The organism is Melioribacteraceae bacterium, from assembly GCA_030584085.1.
Lineage (GTDB): Bacteria > Bacteroidota > Ignavibacteria > Ignavibacteriales > Melioribacteraceae > SURF-28.
Genome location: CP129490.1, coordinates 2,627,743 through 2,641,792, shown reverse-complemented (window position 1 = coordinate 2,641,792; position 14,050 = coordinate 2,627,743). Strand labels below are relative to the sequence as shown.

General features: G+C 34.1%; 18 protein-coding genes. 17 read left to right on the top strand and 1 reads right to left on the bottom strand.

The genetic code is table 11. The features are described 5' to 3' along the window. Positions 1-130: 130 nt before the first annotated feature. The 9 genes from QY331_12140 to trxB all read left to right on the top strand — a co-directional run bounded on the left by QY331_12140 (position 131) and on the right by trxB (position 7,447). A complete protein-coding gene (locus QY331_12140) occupies positions 131-1,672 on the top strand; it encodes a VWA domain-containing protein (protein ID WKZ68700.1) in 1,542 nt (513 codons plus the stop codon). Between the two features lie 2 nt (positions 1,673-1,674). Next, entirely contained in the window at positions 1,675-1,974 is a 300-nt protein-coding gene (gene gatC, locus QY331_12135; protein WKZ68699.1) for an Asp-tRNA(Asn)/Glu-tRNA(Gln) amidotransferase subunit GatC, read from the top strand. Between the two features lie 3 nt (positions 1,975-1,977). Then, entirely contained in the window at positions 1,978-2,745 is a 768-nt protein-coding gene (gene kdsB / locus QY331_12130) for a 3-deoxy-manno-octulosonate cytidylyltransferase (GenBank protein ID WKZ68698.1), read from the top strand. A 68-nt stretch (positions 2,746-2,813) separates the two neighbouring features. Continuing rightward, a complete protein-coding gene (locus tag QY331_12125) occupies positions 2,814-3,221 on the top strand; it encodes a cobalamin B12-binding domain-containing protein (protein WKZ68697.1) in 408 nt (135 codons plus the stop codon). Positions 3,222-3,335: 114 nt separating this feature from the next. Then, positions 3,336-4,184, top strand: a complete 849-nt coding sequence (locus tag QY331_12120) for an MBL fold metallo-hydrolase (protein ID WKZ68696.1) — start codon at positions 3,336-3,338, stop codon at positions 4,182-4,184. After that, entirely contained in the window at positions 4,181-4,519 is a 339-nt protein-coding gene (locus QY331_12115; protein ID WKZ68695.1) for a Rieske 2Fe-2S domain-containing protein, read from the top strand. Before QY331_12120 ends, QY331_12115 begins: the two co-directional genes overlap by 4 nt. A gap of 94 nt (positions 4,520-4,613) precedes the next feature. Further along, positions 4,614-5,525 carry a tRNA epoxyqueuosine(34) reductase QueG gene (queG, locus tag QY331_12110; GenBank protein ID WKZ68694.1) on the top strand — a complete coding sequence of 304 codons (912 nt, stop codon included), beginning with the start codon at positions 4,614-4,616 and terminating at the stop codon, positions 5,523-5,525. Continuing rightward, entirely contained in the window at positions 5,522-6,481 is a 960-nt protein-coding gene (locus QY331_12105) for a hypothetical protein (protein WKZ68693.1), read from the top strand. The genes queG and QY331_12105 overlap by 4 nt, the downstream gene beginning before the upstream one ends. A gap of 15 nt (positions 6,482-6,496) precedes the next feature. Further along, complete coding sequence (gene trxB / locus QY331_12100) at positions 6,497-7,447, top strand: thioredoxin-disulfide reductase (protein ID WKZ68692.1); 951 nt, start codon at positions 6,497-6,499, stop codon at positions 7,445-7,447. Positions 7,448-7,522: 75 nt separating this feature from the next. On the opposite strand, the gene QY331_12095 is transcribed toward trxB, so the two are convergent. After that, positions 7,523-7,855 (bottom strand): hypothetical protein, encoded by a 333-nt coding sequence (locus QY331_12095; protein WKZ68691.1) that lies wholly within the window; start codon positions 7,853-7,855, stop codon positions 7,523-7,525. A gap of 192 nt (positions 7,856-8,047) precedes the next feature. On the opposite strand from QY331_12095, the gene QY331_12090 reads away from it, so the two are divergent. The 8 genes from QY331_12090 (at position 8,048) to lnt (ending at position 14,050) form a co-directional block, all read left to right on the top strand. After that, complete coding sequence (locus QY331_12090) at positions 8,048-8,614, top strand: sigma-70 family RNA polymerase sigma factor (GenBank protein WKZ68690.1); 567 nt, start codon at positions 8,048-8,050, stop codon at positions 8,612-8,614. Beyond that, the gene (locus tag QY331_12085) at positions 8,611-9,132 is read left to right on the top strand and encodes a hypothetical protein (GenBank protein WKZ68689.1); all 522 of its coding nucleotides are present in this window, start codon (positions 8,611-8,613) and stop codon (positions 9,130-9,132) included. Before QY331_12090 ends, QY331_12085 begins: the two co-directional genes overlap by 4 nt. 68 nt (positions 9,133-9,200) lie before the next feature. After that, positions 9,201-10,109: a GTPase Era gene (gene era, locus QY331_12080; GenBank protein WKZ68688.1), complete on the top strand. Its 909-nt coding sequence runs from the start codon at positions 9,201-9,203 to the stop codon at positions 10,107-10,109. Beyond that, a complete protein-coding gene (locus tag QY331_12075) occupies positions 10,102-11,052 on the top strand; it encodes a DMT family transporter (protein WKZ68687.1) in 951 nt (316 codons plus the stop codon). The genes era and QY331_12075 overlap by 8 nt, the downstream gene beginning before the upstream one ends. Continuing rightward, a complete protein-coding gene (locus tag QY331_12070; protein ID WKZ68686.1) occupies positions 11,027-11,311 on the top strand; it encodes an acylphosphatase in 285 nt (94 codons plus the stop codon). Before QY331_12075 ends, QY331_12070 begins: the two co-directional genes overlap by 26 nt. Then, positions 11,308-11,799 (top strand): 2-C-methyl-D-erythritol 2,4-cyclodiphosphate synthase, encoded by a 492-nt coding sequence (ispF, locus tag QY331_12065; protein WKZ68685.1) that lies wholly within the window; start codon positions 11,308-11,310, stop codon positions 11,797-11,799. The genes QY331_12070 and ispF overlap by 4 nt, the downstream gene beginning before the upstream one ends. Next, positions 11,799-12,416 carry a DedA family protein gene (locus tag QY331_12060; protein WKZ68684.1) on the top strand — a complete coding sequence of 206 codons (618 nt, stop codon included), beginning with the start codon at positions 11,799-11,801 and terminating at the stop codon, positions 12,414-12,416. The genes ispF and QY331_12060 overlap by 1 nt, the downstream gene beginning before the upstream one ends. Beyond that, positions 12,413-14,050 carry an apolipoprotein N-acyltransferase gene (gene lnt, locus QY331_12055; protein WKZ68683.1) on the top strand — a complete coding sequence of 546 codons (1,638 nt, stop codon included), beginning with the start codon at positions 12,413-12,415 and terminating at the stop codon, positions 14,048-14,050. The genes QY331_12060 and lnt overlap by 4 nt, the downstream gene beginning before the upstream one ends.

The window sequence follows — 14,050 nt, the reverse complement described above, 5'->3', positions numbered from 1 at the left end:
CATATCATCTTTACAAAATCGATTAAAAACTAAATTAAGACAACGGAACGGAATTTGCCTTATTAACATTTCGTATTACGCAAATTGCGATATATTTATTAATTTTCGAGATAATTAAAAGGGCATACAAGTGAATAAGTTTTTGAGGGCACTGGTATTCATACTTGTTACATTTTTGGTGGTATCTTGTTCATTAAGTGGTGATGATAATGAACAAAATCCGGATCCGGTTGATCAAACTTTACCGCGAAATCCAAGTCCGGCTAACAATTCACAAAATCATCCCCTCGTTGTAACTCTGTCTTGGAGTTTTGAGGGAGCTGAAACATATGATATTTATTTCGGTGAACGAACCCCACCAAGAACTTTATACGCTTCAAATCGTGCCGAAAAAAGTATAATTGTGCCGGGACTCGATTACGCAACTAGGTATTATTGGCAGGTGATTGCAAAAATGCCGGGCGGACAAAGAGTTGAAGGACCGATTTGGTCATTTGTCACCAAACCACGAGGAACTACTCAAGAAGGTTATGTACTGATTGATTATGGATTAGAGACTGAAGCTCCTACTTTTGTTAATGTTTATTTCCAAGTAATTGATTTAAACGGAGTGGGGATCAGTAATCTCAATGAAAACGATTTTGAAGTTTATGAAGACGGTGAAATGGTTTCCATTTCCGAATCAGGATTGGAAGTTATTAAATCAGCCGAACTTCCTTACACATTACAAATAGTTTTAATGCTTGATAATAGTACTAGTTTATTAAATAACTTAGATGATATAATAATTCACGCGACTAATTTTGTAAATAGTTTAAGTCCGCAGTTTGAAATGGCTGTGTTCAAATTTTCCGAAGATCCGATACTAATTCAAGATTTTACATCAAATAAAGCCGAATTAATTAATGCAATAAATGATATACGAAATGATGTTTTTGAGACTACGGATTTATACGGTGCTGTGATTGAAGGTGCCGGTAAAATGGAAGAAATTTTTGATAGGGATGAAATCGTTCAATCAGCTATGATTATTTTTACAGACGGTGATGATACACAAGCCGAGCACACATTATCCGAAGCATTGAATGCTGCTAGTAGTAAACGTGTTTACACAGTTGGCTTAGGTCCTGATATTAAACCTGAAGTTCTTGAGAAAATAGGTAACGCGGGATTTTTTGCAATTGGAGATGTTGATGAATTGTCCGATACATTTATAGAAATTGAAGAAGAACTGAATAAGTTTGCAAATAGTTTCTATCAAATTCGTTACAAAAGTCCTAAGCGTGGGAATAACTTGCATGACTTACTAATCCAAATGGTAGATAATCCAAATAATTCTGTTATACGCGGTACATTTAACAGTAAGGATTTCTTCTCAACTAATCCCGGGCTTTATATAAACGCAACTCCGGAAAATCCAAATGGAATTTCTGAACTAACAATTATTTCCAACGGAAGTCAAACAGTTCAAGCCGGAAGTTTCTACGGAAATTTTGAACCGGTTTATGATTGGCTGTCACTTTCTCCAAATATTATTGAAGTGGATGTTGATACCGAAGACTCTTCAATTGCAACAATTAGAGCAGTGGGTGCTGCCGGACAAAGCGGAGTTGTAAGGGTTAGAGATACTGCAAACGGATTCACGAAAACAATTACAGTAAGGATTCAGTAAGAATGTCGGTTACAAAAAACGAAGTAGAAAATATTGCTAAGTTGGCAAAGCTGAATTTAAGTGAAGATGAAATGACCGAGTTCACTTCCGATCTAAATGACATATTAAATTATATGGATAAATTAAATTCACTCGATACGGAAAACGTGAAACCATTATCTCATCCGTTGGAAAGACATAATATTTTCAGAGAAGATAAAATTAAAGAATCAATTCCAAGAGAAGATGCATTAAAAAATGCACCGGAAAGAACAGAAGAATTTTTTAAGGTTCCGAAGGTTATTAAATCAGATAAAAAATAATTTATGATAATAGGTGTAATTCCCGCCCGATTCGGCTCTTCTAGATTAATGGGTAAACCGCTGGCAAATATCGGCGGTAAACCAATGATTCAACACACATATGAAAGTGCTTGCAAATCAAAATTACTTGATAAAATTGTAATTGCCGTAGATGACGAAAAAGTTTATCAAACTGCCAAAGAATTTTGCGATAGTGTGAAGATGACCTCAAAAGACATTTCAACCGGTTCGGATAGAATTGCAAGTGTTATTAAAGATATGACTTCTGCCAAAATTATTGTGAATATTCAGGGAGATGAGCCATTCATACCGGGAAGAATGATAGACGAAGCAATTGAACCATTGTTGTTCGATGAATCAGTTGAAGTATCAACCTTAGCAAAAAGAATAACGAGAGTTGATGAACTTACTAGTCCAACTGTTCCCAAAGTTGTTTTTGATTACAATAATTTCGCACTTTACTTTTCCAGATCACCCATTCCGCATGTGCGGGATGCAAAAACAAATTTCGAAAGAATTAGAAATTATGAAATCTATAAACACATTGGCCTTTATGTTTATAGAAGAGATGCATTACTGAGATTTACTAAACTCAAACCGACTGACTTAGAACAGATCGAGAGATTAGAACAACTTCGTATGTTAGAAAACGGATTCAAAATTAAAATTGTTGTCACCGAACATGAAAGTATTTCGGTTGATACTGATACCGATCTGCGAAAAGTGCGAGAATATTACCAAAAATATATCCAGAAGAATGAAGAAGATTAGGAATGCGTCGTTGACTTTTTTGTGTATCAATAATTATTTTTTGAATGAAAATGAGGATGAGAAAATAAATGGATAAAAAAATCAGAGTAATTATTGCTAAAGCCGGATTAGACGGACATGATCGCGGCGCAAAAGTTATCGCGGCGGCTCTTCGTGATGCCGGTATGGAAGTTATTTATACCGGGCTTCGTCAAACACCGGAAATGATTGTAGAAGCAGCTATTCAAGAAGACGTGGATGCAATTGGTATCAGTCTTTTATCAGGTGCGCATATGACAATATTCCCAAAAGTTTTACAACTTATGAAAGAAAAGGGAGTCGATGACGTTCTGTTATTCGGCGGCGGCATTATGTCGGATGAAGACATTAATAAACTAAAAGAGATGGGAGTCGGCGAACTTTATACTCCCGGAGCAAACACTCAAGAAATAATAAAGTTTTTGAAAAATTGGGTTGTTGAGCATCCAAGAAATTAATAAAAAATTTCCGTAATCATTTTGATTACGGAAATCTTCTTACTTTGAAGCTTATCTACAATTAATCGCAATTCTTTTCTATCTTTTGATTATTAATAACTAAACACTATCTGTATGTTAAAAATTGGTAAATATACAATTGAAGAAATAAAAACCGGCACATTTGCACTTGATGGCGGAGCAATGTTTGGAATTATTCCAAAACCATTGTGGGATAAAACAAATCCAGCTGATGATCAAAATAGAATTAAACTCGGTGCTCGCTGCCTTCTACTTAAGAGTGATTCAAAAAAAATATTAATCGAAACCGGAATTGGAACCGGCTGGGACGAAAAATTCAAAAAGATTTATGACCTTGATCAATCCGAAAATGATTTATACCAATCTCTTAAAAAGAAAGGAATTGTCCCATCAGATATTACTGATGTTATTCTAACTCACCTTCATTTTGACCATGTTGGTGGTGCTGTATTACAAGAAAATAGCAAATTCATTCCTGCATTTCCAAATGCAAAATATCATGTTCAAAAAGAACACTTTGAGTATTCATTAAATTCATCCGATAAAGATAGGGGAAGTTTCATCAAAAATCGTTTTCTTCCTCTTAGGGAAGAAGGAGTTCTCAATACGCTTGATATAGATCAATTTGATGATGAAATTTCATTCATAAAAGTTTACGGTCATACAATCGCACAGCAACTAGTTAAAATGAGTGACGGCAATCAAACATATTTATATATTGCCGATCTAGTCCCATTCTATTCACAAATTCCGATTGTTTATCTGATGGGATATGATATCCAGCCTCTTAAAACAATTGATGAAAAGAAAAAATATTTATCATTGGCAGTTGAAGAAGACTGGAAATTAATTTTCGGTCATGATCCGAACATAGCAATGGCAACAGTTCAAAAAACTGATAAGGGTTTTACACACAAAGAATTATTTAATGAGATAAAATGAAAGAATCATTGGAAGGTTTTTCAAAAGTATGTAAAGTTGACGATCTAAAAGAAAAAGTCGGCAAACGATTTTTTATTTACGACATTGAAGTAGCAGTCTTTAAAGTTGACGGAAAAATCTATGCTCTCAATAACATCTGTCCTCATCAACATTCGGCTTTAATTTATGATGGCTTCATTGAAGATTGCAAAGTAATTTGTCCGGCTCATGGATGGGAATTCAATTTATCTGACGGTAAGATGGATAATAATCGGAAAGGCTTAGATTCTTATGAAGTGAAAATTATTGATGACTATGTTTATGTAAAAGTATTCAAAAAAGAATTAAACTGGTGACAAAACTAAATGGTCATTTCCGCGAAGGCGGGAATCTATTCATGACTAAGTTAGATCACAAATAAAATTTCCGGAAATGATACCATAAATCTAAATGACGAACCACCAAATAATAAATATCGCTCATCAACTTGGATTTGAACTTGTCGGTTTTTCAAAAGCTGAAAAATTAAAAACAGAGATTGAACATTTGCAAACCTGGCTGCAAAAAAACTTCCAAGCCGGAATGAGCTATATGGAACGTAATTTTGAAAAGAGAGAAGATGTATCACAGATTCTCCCAAATGCAAAAAGTGTTATCTCGCTTGGCTTAAATTATTACACGGATACTGAACACAATAACAGAGATGGTTTTGGTAAAGTTTCAAGATATGCTTGGGGAAAAGATTATCATCTGATCATTTGGGAAAAGTTAGATCAGTTTGTTGAGATGTGTAAGGAAATTGATAGTCACTTCGAGGCAAAAACTTATATTGATACCGGACCTGTAATGGACAAAGCATGGGCGGTTAAATCCGGAATAGGCTGGATGGGAAAACATACAAATGTTATTTCCCGTGAAATTGGAAGTTGGTTTTTTATAGCAAATGTTATCACCAATTTTGAATTCGATTATAATGAACCAATTGCTGATTTTTGCGGAAGCTGCACGGCTTGTATTGTTGCTTGCCCGACTAATGCAATAGTTGATGAATATGTTGTTGATGCAAATAAATGTATTTCTTATCTCACTATAGAAAGTAAATCTGATGTCCCCGAAGAATTTATTAGTAAGTTTGACAACTGGATTTTCGGTTGTGATATTTGTCAGGATGTTTGTCCGTGGAATCACAAATTTTCTCTGAATACAGATGAAAAGGAATTTTTACCGCGTGAAACTGAACTTAATATTTCAGAAATAAAAAATATGACAAACAGTGAATTCAAAAAGAAATTTTCAGACAGCCCAATTAGCAGACCAAGATTAAAAGGCATGAAACGTAATGCGGAGTTTTTAGAAAAATGATATTTGTATTTGAATCTTTTCTTAAGAATAGAGATAATGTAATTTGTGTTGATGCAAACTTTCCCGCGAAAATTCAAATCAGTCATTGGCCGGGACATTCAACTCCTTCCGAATTATTTGCAGATACGACAACTGAAATGGCTTTCAAGTTAATTGAGTCCCCCCAAAAAGATGAATACTTAAGAGGAATTGAAGTTATATCAAATAATCATTTCGATTCCGATGGAGTCATTTCAGCTTTTGTTTTAAACAATGCTGAGTATTCTTTATCCAATAAGCAGAGTTTAATTAATATTGCATTAACTGGTGACTTTGCCGAGTTCACAACCGAAGATGCTCTTAAAGCAGATTACGTGCTAAATAATTTGATAGATTATGACAAAAGTATCTTCAAGGATTTAATTAAAGATTTGCAATTTCCACATGCAGCTCAATTAATGTTTGAAAAAGGATTCGAGATTCTTCCCGAATTAATTAGCGACATAGAAAAATTCGAACCATATTGGAAAGAAGATTTTAATTGGTATCAAAAGTCCGAGCAATCATTTGAAACACAACAATCAGTCTTTTCAAACTATGGTGATATTCGTTTAACCGTTTTGGAATCTGATTTTGAAATTCACCCAGTCGCAAAAGTATCTCAAGCCGGATGTGAGATTATTCTCTCGGCAATTAAACATGAAGAAGGAAGATTATACAGTTTAGAGTATAAACCATTTACATGGCATTCTACGACAAGACCGCAGAAAATTGCACGAAAATCACTTGAATCCTTAGCAGAAAAATTGAATCTAATTGAAACTAATAAAATTGGTAAATGGAAAGTTATCAGAACTGATCCCAATACCGATTGGGACTACAGAATGAACTTTTCTGATAAGTCATTTATACAAATTCCAAGTAAATTAAAAGTTCACGAAATTGAAAATATTTTATTCGATTATTTTTTTGAGTAATTACGGAGTATTATTATGGCAGACAAACATCATAAAGTGATTATTATCGGATCGGGACCTGCGGGTTTAACAGCAGCACTTTACAACGCTAGAGCAAATTTGAATCCGGTCGTGTTTGAAGGATTACAACCGGGCGGACAATTAACTATTACAACCGAGGTAGAAAATTTCCCGGGTTTTGAACATGGTATTCAAGGACCGGAATTGATGGACGTTATGCGTAAGCAAGCGCAAAGATTTGGTGCGAAACCATTTTTTAAACAAGTTACAAAAGTAGATTTTTCTAAAAGACCATTTACAATTGAAGCAGACAAAGAGACCTACACGGCGGATGCTGTAATCATTTCAACAGGTGCAACGGCAAAATGGTTGGGAATTCCAAGTGAAGAAAAATATATGGGATACGGAGTTTCTGCCTGTGCAACTTGCGACGGATTCTTTTTTAAGAATCAAAAAATTATTGTTATCGGCGGTGGTGATTCTGCAATGGAAGAGGCAAACTATTTAACTAAATTCGCTTCCGAAGTTTTAATAGTTCACCGACGTGAAGAATTCCGCGCTTCAAAAATTATGCTTGAACGTGCAGAAAAGAATCCGAAGATTAAATTTATCTTGAACAAAACCGTGAAAGAAATACTTGGCGAAGAAGAAAACGGACGAAAGAAAGTTACCGGTGCCTTACTTGAAGATACTCGTGATGGTTCAACCGAAAAAGTTGACGTTGACGGAATATTTCTTGCCATCGGTCATAAACCGAATACAGAATTATTCAAAGGTCAACTTGAAATGGATGAAACAGGTTATTTAATAGTAAAAGGATCATCAACTTATACAAACGTTGATGGCGTATTTGCAGCCGGTGATGTTGCCGATCATGTTTATAGACAAGCAGTAACAGCAGCGGGAATGGGTTGCAGAGCAGCAATTGATGCCGAACGCTGGTTGGCAGAACAAGGTATTGAATAAATCAATAATAGAATTGCAAAAAAAGTCCGCCTTTGAGCGGACTTTTTTGTTTAACAACAAAATTAGATTAACGAATTACTCTTGATACTTTTTGCTGACAAAAAACGCAACGATAAATCCTAAACCTGTCATGGTGAAAATTAGGAACGGAACCCATTCTTCTACTCCGGTCATTTCTTGTATTAAAAGTCCGCCTCCTAAACCAAGACCGAAAAAGAATACTACAACACCAATTTTAAGCATTATTAACGGATCGCGCTTTTTGTTATAGAGTGCCATCATTTGTTCAGTTGACAAACCTCGTTCGATTATTGTTGATCTTTCGCGATAACGTAAATAATAGTAAGCTATTAGGACAGCACCGGTGGTAAAAAATATTATCGGAACTACAATTACTTCGGAACCCATTTTATACTCCTTCTAATTGTTTCTAAAACTTTTGACTAATATTTCTGGAATAAGGTTACAAACCATCAAATTTTAATTGCGCTTTCTGCTTTTCTTTTGCTTATTAAGACTGGCTTTTTCCCGGGAGGTTACAGATTAATTTTGGGTAGCATTTGTAACCTATTTAATTAAATTGCTGTCAAAAGTATTGAAATGAAGAATTTAACCGACGAACAAATTATTGAATCGATCAAAAAGGGAAATAAAGGAGATTTTACCCTTTTAGTTGATCGATATAAAGATAAAGGTTTCTCACTTTTAAAGAGAATACTTAAAAATGATTTGGATGCGGAAGAGGCATTACAAGATACATTTATGAAAGTGTTCAGCTCATTGAATTCATTTCGGTTTGAATCGAAGTTTTCTACGTGGTTTTACAAAGTAACTTTTAACACCGGTTTAACCATGGCTGCAAGTAAAAAACGAAAAATCGAAAAAGAAATGTCATCGATTGAAGATCATTTTGAATTGGGTCATGAAGACGAAAGAATTTATTCCGAATCAGAAAATGTAAAACAATATGTGATGAAATTAGTTGATCATTTACCGCCGAGAAATGCACTATTATTAATTTTGTTTTATATTGATGATATGTCGCTTAAAGAGATAAGTGATATTCTGGAAATATCATTAGTTAATACAAAAGTTCTTCTTCATAGATCGCGAAATATTTTGAGAGATATGTTACTCAAACATAATTATCAAGAGGAAGTATTATGAAACAGATAGATGAATTATTGAATAAATATATTGATAACGAATTGACAGTTTCCGAAATCAATGAATTGAAAAATTATATTTCTGAAAATCCGGCCGAGTTGGAAAAATTAAAAGCGCTCAAATTGGCAGATTCAATTTTAAGAGAACTTGAATTTGAAACCGCTCCGGGTAAGTTCACAGATAAATTGATGTCACGCTTAAATGTTGTCTATAAATCGAAACCTCAAAAGAATTATGTTATAAGAGTAATTTTTTCTTTATTCATCGCGGGATTTCTCGGAATATTCACTTTTGGCATTACTCAAATTTCGTTCGACTTTAGCGATTCTGAAGAAAGCCGTTTTGGTAACCTTTTTGAAAGACTCGGTGAATTAATTCCTTCATTTAATTTCTCCATCAGTTCAGATTTGTTGATGTTAATAGTCTCCATTTTAGTGCTGATTACTTTGATTGCTACTTATATAATTATTAATTCTCACAAAGCATTTAAAGATAATTTGGAAAATATCTTCCGTTAAGTTTATCAATTAATTGCCTTTCGCATCCTCGATATCTATTTTTATTCATTCCAATAATTAGAATATCTATGAAAACAAAATCTGGTTACGTATCAATAATCGGCAAACCGAATGCCGGTAAATCCACATTGATGAATTCGCTCATCGGAGAGAGATTATCAATAATTACAAGTAAACCGCAGACTACCCGGAAAAATATATTAGGAATTATTTCTGATGAAACTCATCAAATAATTTTTCTTGATACTCCCGGAATCTTAGAACCTAACTATTTGCTTCAGCAAAAAATGGTTGAGTTCATCAATCAAGCAATTAAAGATGCTGATATTCTTCTTGTTCTTTTTGATATAGATTCCGATCAAGATGGGAAAGAAATTTTGGAAGATGAGAATCTTATTCAAATTATTGGCAGCAATAAATCGAAGAAGATTGCTGTAATTAATAAAATTGATCTTTCCAATGAGATTAAAGTCGAGAAGTTGATTAATAGAGTAAAAGGAACCAATATATTTGATGATGTAATTATTATTTCTGCACAGTTAGGATTTAATATTCAAGAATTACTTAAGACTATTAAATCATTTTTACCTTACGGACCAAAGTATTATCCCGATGACCAGCTAACTATTGAGAATGAAAGATTTTATGTTTCGGAAATTATTCGTGAAAAGATTTTTGAATATTATAAAGACGAAGTTCCTTTCAGTACAGAAGTACTGATTGAAGATTTCAAAGAAAGAGAGAATGCAAAAGATTTTATTTCCGCCTCAATTATTGTCGAAAGGGAAACACAAAAACCGATCATAATTGGCAAAGGAGGTGAAGCAATAAAACGTCTCGGTAAAATTTCTCGCGCAGCTATTGAAAAATTTTTAGATCGCGAAGTTTATCTTGAACTTCACGTAAAAGTCAAACCAAAATGGCGTAGTGATCCAAACTTGCTGAAAAACTTCGGATACTCCACTGATAATGAATAGCACAGAACCAACCGGAAGAAAATACTTAGCCGAAGGTGCACTTCTTTTAGCAACACTAATTTGGGGCGGAACATTTGTTATAGTAAAAGAATCCTTGAATGATTCTTCTCCGATGTTATTCATTACTTTACGTTTCGCTTTAGCTTCGATATTGCTATTACCTTTTATTTACAAAAGAAGAAAGCTTTTCACAAAAGAATTGTTATTCGGCAGCATGCTTGTGGGTGTTTTTCTGTTCTTGGGTTTTGCAACTCAAACAGTTGGACTAAAGTACACAACTGCTTCTAGATCTGGTTTTATTACCGGAACAACAGTCGTAATTGTCCCGATTTTGCAATTATTAATTGAAAAACGACCGCCGACACTGGGTGCTATAATTGGAACGCTTTTAGTATTTCTAGGCTTAACTTTTTTGAGTTCGGGTGGAAATTCAATTTATACTGTTTTTACTGAACTAGGGACAAATTTTAATTGGGGTGATTTTCTAACTCTTCTCTGTGCAGTATTTTTTGCTTTTCAAATTGTATTTATTGATATAGTATCCCGTAAATATGATTTCTGGTTATTGATGTTTGTTCAGCTCAGCACGGTTGCAGTCCTTGCGTTTTTTGCAACACTATTTTTTGAGATTACTTCAATTGAATCAATAAAACTAATTCCGACGGATTATTTATTATTCGGTCTTCTTTACACCGGAATACTTGCAACACTCATTAACATATCGATTCAGACAAAATTTCAAAAAGAAGTCACACCTACCAAAGCAGGAATTATCTTTTCATTTGAACTTGTTTTTGCTGCGTTATTCGCGTTCTTTTTATTAAATGAGAAAATCACTAATTTTGGCATCGTTGGTGGTGCATTAATCTTCATGGGTTTATTAGTTTCCGAAGCTTATGACACATTCAAACTAATTTATGAACAGCGAATTAAAAAGAGCTGAAATAATTGTTAAAGGTCTAGTACAAGGTGTCGGGTTCCGATGGTTTGTATTAAAAACTGCACAGCAACTTGGTTTAAAAGGTTATACAAAAAATTTAATAAGCGGGGAAGTTTACTCAGTTGCTGAAGGTGAGTATTCAAACTTAGAAGAGTTTTTCAAAAAATTAAAAATCGGTCCGATGCACGCATCCGTAAGAGATGCATCAATAAAATGGACTGAACCAAAAAACGAGTTTACTAATTTCGAGATTAGACATTGAACACACCTTTTAGAATTGGCTTTGGTTATGATGTCCATCAGTTCGCTAACGATAGGAAATTATATCTCGGCGGAATTGAAATTGAACATCATAGCGGTTTAAAAGGTCATTCCGATGCCGATGCTCTTCTTCATTCCATCACCGATGCTTTGTTGGGAGCTTTGGCACTTGGTGATATTGGAACACATTTCCCGGATACGGATTCACAATACAAGGGAATTGCCAGCAGAATATTATTAGAAAAAACGTATGATCTTGTGATACAAGAAGGATTTAAAATTGCGAATATTGACGCAACAGTTGTTGCAGAAAATCCAAAACTTAATCCACACATCAAAGAAATCAGAAGAAGCATTGCATCCATACTTAAATTAGAAGTTGATCAAGTTTCTGTAAAAGCAACTACTTCCGAAAAGATGGGATTTGTCGGTGAAGAAAAAGGCGTTAAAGTTTACGCTGTCGTTTTAATCTATAAAGACGAAAATTAATGTTAGAACAAGTCCTATCCTACATAAGCAGCGTTGACACTATATATGTTTATTTAGTCTTGTTTTTTTTCTCCTTTATTGAAAATGTTTTTCCACCTTCTCCAAGCGATGTAGTTGTGGTTGTCGGTGCTTCACTCATTGCATCTACCGAAATCTCCTTTTTACCGATATTATTTATTACAAGTATCGGAAGTGCAATGGGTTTTGTTCTCATGTATTATGTTGGCAAATTGTTCGGTGAAAAACTTGTAAGGAAGGGCAAAATCAAATTCATTCACAAAGATGATATTGAAAAGGCAGACAAATGGTTTAATAAGTGGGGCTATAAATTAATTTTAGCAAATAGATTTTTACCCGGAACTCGTTCGGTTATTAGTTTTTTTTCCGGTGTGCACGAATTAAAAATTGGCACAACTTTTTTATATGCGGCCATCAGTGCGTTCGCATGGAACGCCGTAATAATTTATATCGGAATGTTAGTCGGCAACAATGTTGAGTTGATTGATTATTATTTAAACACTTATTCTTATGCAATAGGTGGGTTGACAATAGTAATTTTTGCCGGTATTCTTATTAGAATATTCTGGCGAAAAAAGAAATCGCATGAAATTAAATGAGCGTAAAAGAATTCAATATTGAACTTAAATCTGATTCAAAATTCGTAAATAGAAAAGATTTATTACTAGCATTTGCATCGGGCTTAATGCTTGGACTCGCTTTTCCGCCTCTTCCATTTTATCCACTTCTATTTGTAGCTTTTATCCCACTATTTAAAGTTTTAGAACGGAGAAATTCTTTAGCGGAAATCAATCGAATTACATACTTCTCGATGTTTATATATAATATCATTACTCTTTATTGGGTTGGAAGCTGGCAGCCTGATACAGACTCATTCTTAATGGTAGCTGGGGTAGCTTTACTATTTTTTAATCCGATCGTCTTTCTAATTCCCACAACAATCTATTATTGGACTTACAAAAAATTTGGAAGAAAGATAGGATTGTATCTGTTTCCTCTTTTTTGGGTAACTGCTGAGTTTCTTTATGGAATATCAGATTTTAGATTTCCTTGGGTAACACTTGGTCATTCGTTGTCATACTTTAATTCATTTATTCAAATTGCCGATATAATTGGTTCATTTGGTTTAGGTATACTTGTTATTTATATAAACATATTTTTCTTTATAACTTATAAGAATTTTATTGAACTAAGAAATTATTTCATTCCGCTTTTTTTAGGAGTCGGGTTGATTGCTCTTGCGTTAATTTATGGTGGGATTAAAATTAATACTTTACCGAGAGCGAATTCAAAATTAAAAATCGGTGTAGTTCAGCCCAATTTAAACCCTTGGAAAAAATGGGAAGCCGGTAATTTAGATCAACAGTTAGATTTATATCTTGAGTTATCGATAAAAGAAGTTAAGAATGGTGCAGAATTAATTGTGTGGCCGGAAACTGCATTACCGGTTTACTTATTAGCCGGTGGATATGAAAGAATAGTTGAAGACATTCACAAGTTTTGTGATACAAACAATGTTTACTTGTTAACTGGAATGCCGCATGCAAATTTTTATTTTGACAGTACAGAGGCACCCAGAGAAGCTAAGAAAACAAATAGCGGAACTTATTATACTTCCTACAATTCAATAGTTCTCTTTCAGCCAGGTAATCGAGAAATTCCAAAGTATGGAAAGATCAAACTTGTTCCGTTTGGAGAAAAAGTTCCGTTGGTTGAACACATACCATTTCTCGGGGATATTATTAAATGGAATGTAGGAATCTCAAGTTGGAATGAAGGAAAAGAACAAAAAGTTTTTGAAGTAAAACAAGATAATAAATCTTTTAACGTTGCCGGTGTTGTGTGTATTGAATCTATTTACCCACGATTCATCAATGGATTTGTGGATAACGGCGCCGAGCTTTTGATAGTAGTTACCAATGACAGTTGGTATGGAGACTCCAGCGGTCCTTATCAACATAAAGAGATGAGTGTACTTCGTGCAATTGAAACTAGACGCAGCGTTGTAAGATCGGCAAACGGCGGAATTAGCTGCGTGATTGACAAACTTGGTAATACAAAGATTAGCACAGAAATGTATACTCGTACAAGTTTTACTTTTGATGTTGAAATCAATAATGAGAAAACAATTTATTCAAGCACGGCCTATGTACTTCCTCTGTTGAGTCTGCTTGTATCAATATTTGTTATGTTTGCATTCACGTTTGATAAAATAAAAAAGAAGAAAAAATAA

Coding starts and splice junctions, on each gene's coding strand:
- QY331_12075 (WKZ68687.1), top strand. CDS start 10,102: ATGAATAGCACAGAACCAACCGGAAGAAAATACTTAGCCGAAGGTGCA.
- trxB (WKZ68692.1), top strand. CDS start 6,497: ATGGCAGACAAACATCATAAAGTGATTATTATCGGATCGGGACCTGCG.
- kdsB (WKZ68698.1), top strand. CDS start 1,978: ATGATAATAGGTGTAATTCCCGCCCGATTCGGCTCTTCTAGATTAATG.
- QY331_12070 (WKZ68686.1), top strand. CDS start 11,027: ATGAACAGCGAATTAAAAAGAGCTGAAATAATTGTTAAAGGTCTAGTA.
- era (WKZ68688.1), top strand. CDS start 9,201: ATGAAAACAAAATCTGGTTACGTATCAATAATCGGCAAACCGAATGCC.
- QY331_12120 (WKZ68696.1), top strand. CDS start 3,336: ATGTTAAAAATTGGTAAATATACAATTGAAGAAATAAAAACCGGCACA.
- QY331_12090 (WKZ68690.1), top strand. CDS start 8,048: ATGAAGAATTTAACCGACGAACAAATTATTGAATCGATCAAAAAGGGA.
- QY331_12125 (WKZ68697.1), top strand. CDS start 2,814: ATGGATAAAAAAATCAGAGTAATTATTGCTAAAGCCGGATTAGACGGA.
- QY331_12115 (WKZ68695.1), top strand. CDS start 4,181: ATGAAAGAATCATTGGAAGGTTTTTCAAAAGTATGTAAAGTTGACGAT.
- QY331_12085 (WKZ68689.1), top strand. CDS start 8,611: ATGAAACAGATAGATGAATTATTGAATAAATATATTGATAACGAATTG.
- QY331_12095 (WKZ68691.1), bottom strand. CDS start 7,855: ATGGGTTCCGAAGTAATTGTAGTTCCGATAATATTTTTTACCACCGGT.
- QY331_12105 (WKZ68693.1), top strand. CDS start 5,522: ATGATATTTGTATTTGAATCTTTTCTTAAGAATAGAGATAATGTAATT.
- queG (WKZ68694.1), top strand. CDS start 4,614: ATGACGAACCACCAAATAATAAATATCGCTCATCAACTTGGATTTGAA.
- lnt (WKZ68683.1), top strand. CDS start 12,413: ATGAGCGTAAAAGAATTCAATATTGAACTTAAATCTGATTCAAAATTC.
- QY331_12060 (WKZ68684.1), top strand. CDS start 11,799: ATGTTAGAACAAGTCCTATCCTACATAAGCAGCGTTGACACTATATAT.
- gatC (WKZ68699.1), top strand. CDS start 1,675: ATGTCGGTTACAAAAAACGAAGTAGAAAATATTGCTAAGTTGGCAAAG.